Genomic DNA, 2675 nt, shown 5'->3' with positions numbered 1-2675 from the left:
CGTGCCGGTAGGATGCGGTTCGCGCGCCAGCACGCGGACATCGGCCATGGCGCGGCCGGCGCTGAACTGATCAGCCGGGGCGTTGGCGGGCAACGGAGTGGGCGGCTGCACGCGGATGGCTGCCCACAGCAGTCCGGCAATCAGGGCGAAGAAGAAATAGGGCCAGCGGTTCATGGCCTATTTTGCACCCAGTTTCTGCGCCTGGGCCCAGGCCAGATCGGCCAGCGTTTCGAAACCTTCCGCCGATTTCTTCGCATGTTCCGATGTGGCGGTGCCGCGGATCACCCGGCCCTTTATGCCGTGGATGATGCCAGCCAGGCGGAACATGTTGTAGGCAACATAGAAATCAATGTCGGGAATGCTTGTCCGGCCGGTGCGGCGGCAATAGGCGTCAACATATTCCTGCTCGCTGGGCAGGCCCAAGGCGTCCAGATCGTTGCCCACCAGGCCCGTCGTGGTGCTGGGCGGCATGCGGTACATCATCAGATGGTAGGAAAAATCGGCGAGCGGGTGGCCCAGCGTCGACAGCTCCCAATCCAGCACCGCCAGCACCTTGGGCTCGGTTGGGTGAAAGATCATGTTGTCACAGCGATAATCGCCATGAACAACCGACACTTCATCACCCGGCGGAATATTGGCTGGCAACCATTCCACCAACTTGTCCATCGGGCCATAACGCCCGGCGTCAACGTCTTCCAGATATTGCTTTGACCAGCGACCGATCTGGCGCGCGAAATAATTGCCCGGCTTGCCGAAATCGCTGAGCCCGGCCTTCTCGATATCGATCATGTGCAGATCGGCCATCGTCTTGTTCATGGCGTCAAAATAGGCGCGGCGCTCTGCCTTGGGCACCGATGGAAAGGTCGTGTCCCAGATCACCCGGCCATCAACGCAGTCCATGATGTAGAACCAGGTGCCGATAACATCATTGTCCTGACACAGGCCAAAGGTGCGCGCGGCCGGGAAGCCCTGCGCGTGCAGCGCCGTGATCACCTTGTATTCGCGGTCCACCGCATGCGCCGACGGCAGCAGCTGGCCCGGCGGCTTGCGGCGCAGCACATAATTCTGCCCCGGCGTGATCAATTTGTAGGTCGGGTTGGACTGCCCGCCCTTGAACTGTTCGATGGTCAGCGGGCCGGCATAGCCTTCGACATTGGCCTGCATCCACTCGCCAAGCCGGCCGGCATCGATCTCCTGGCCGGGCCGCACCGCGCTGGTGCCCGAAAATTGCTCCTGCCGATCGCTCATGCGCTTCTCCCCTCGCAGCGTTCAGGCAGACTTTCCGATATCCCGCCGGAAATGGCCGCCGTGCCACTTGATCTTGCGAATAGCCGCATACGCCAGCGCGCGCGCCTCGGAAATATCATGGCCCAGCGCCGTGATGTTGAGCACGCGGCCGCCGGATGCCACCAGCCGGCCATCCTCGCTGCGGCTGGTGCCGGCATGGAACACGTGGCAACCCAACGCTTCGGCAGCGGCCAGGCCTTCGATCACCGTGCCGGCCACCGGACGCCACGGATAACCCTTGGCCGCCATCACCACCGTCACCGCCGCATCCTTGCTCCACTGCGGATCAACGCTGGCCAGGCTGCCGGTCGCCGCCGCCCACAGCAGTTCGACCGCATCCGATTCCAGCCGCAGCATCAACACCTGCGCTTCGGGATCGCCCAGCCGCACATTATATTCGATCAGCATCGGGCCATCGACGGTGAGCATCAGCCCAGCATAGAGGAAGCCTTGAAACGGGGTGCCGCGCGCCTTCATCGCCGCCAGCGTCGGCAGCACGATGCGCGCCATCGCCTGCGCCTGCAGTTCCGGGGTCAGGCGCGGGCTGGGCGAGATCGCGCCCATGCCGCCGGTGTTGGGGCCTTCATCGCCGTCGCGCAGGCGCTTGTGATCCTGCGCTGTGGGCAGCACCCGCACGGTCTCGCCATCGGTGAGGATGAACAGGCTGGCTTCCGGGCCTTCCAGGCATTGCTCCACCACCACCGGGCCATGGATTTCAGCCAGCGCGGCGAGGCCTTCCTCGTTGCTCTCCGCCACCGTCACGCCCTTGCCGCCGGCCAGGCCATCGGCCTTCACCACCACTGGCAGCGGGTGGACGGCGACATAATGGTGCGCGTCGGCGGCATCGGCAAAACGCCGGAAACGCGCGGTGGGAATATCGTGCTCGGCGCACAATTCCTTGGTGAAGCCCTTAGACGCTTCAAGCTGTGCCGCGGCAGCAGAGGGGCCAACCACCGGCACACCCGCGCTGCGCAGCGCATCGGCGACGCCCGCCACCAGCGGTGCTTCCGGGCCGACCACGACCAGCGCAATTTTTTCCCTGGCCACAAAATCGACGACAGCCTGGCCATTGTTGATGTCTAGCGTCACACAGGTCGCCACGTCGGCGATGCCGGCATTGCCCGGCGCACTCAGCAGCCGGCCACAACGCGGTGATTGGCGCAGGCGCCAACACAGGGCGTGCTCGCGGCCACCGCCGCCCAGCACGAGAATGTCAACGGAATCGGGGATAACAACGGAGTCGGGGCTGGCACTCATGCCTCATCCCTATCATGCGCATCTGTTGCGACAAGGGCCGGCAGCGGTTTAAGGAAGGCAGGTGGACGATACACCAGACAATACCCCCGAATACAGCGTCAGCGAGATCGCCGGCGCGCTGAAGCGCACGG

Annotated in this window: 2 protein-coding genes; both read right to left on the bottom strand. The window is 64.3% G+C overall.

Going from position 1 to position 2675, the window contains the following annotated elements:
* Positions 1-177 precede the first annotated feature (177 nt).
* A complete protein-coding gene (locus tag RMO81_RS13945; protein ID WP_310476503.1) occupies positions 178-1248 on the bottom strand; it encodes a phosphotransferase family protein in 1071 nt (356 codons plus the stop codon).
* Between the two features lie 21 nt (positions 1249-1269).
* Positions 1270-2544: a phosphoribosylamine--glycine ligase gene (purD, locus tag RMO81_RS13940; RefSeq protein ID WP_310476502.1), complete on the bottom strand. Its 1275-nt coding sequence runs from the start codon at positions 2542-2544 to the stop codon at positions 1270-1272.
* Between the last annotated feature and the right edge of the window lie 131 nt (positions 2545-2675).

This window comes from Sandarakinorhabdus sp. (assembly GCF_031422795.1).
Lineage (GTDB): Bacteria > Pseudomonadota > Alphaproteobacteria > Sphingomonadales > Sphingomonadaceae > Sandarakinorhabdus.
The sequence above is the reverse complement of the archived record's forward strand: the minus strand, read 5'-3'. Positions and strand labels throughout refer to the sequence as shown.

Bases quoted from the DNA above. Each gene is read 5' to 3' on its own strand.
- purD (WP_310476502.1), bottom strand. From the start codon at position 2,544: ATGAGTGCCAGCCCCGACTCCGTTGTTATCCCCGATTCCGTTGACATT.
- RMO81_RS13945 (WP_310476503.1), bottom strand. From the start codon at position 1,248: ATGAGCGATCGGCAGGAGCAATTTTCGGGCACCAGCGCGGTGCGGCCC.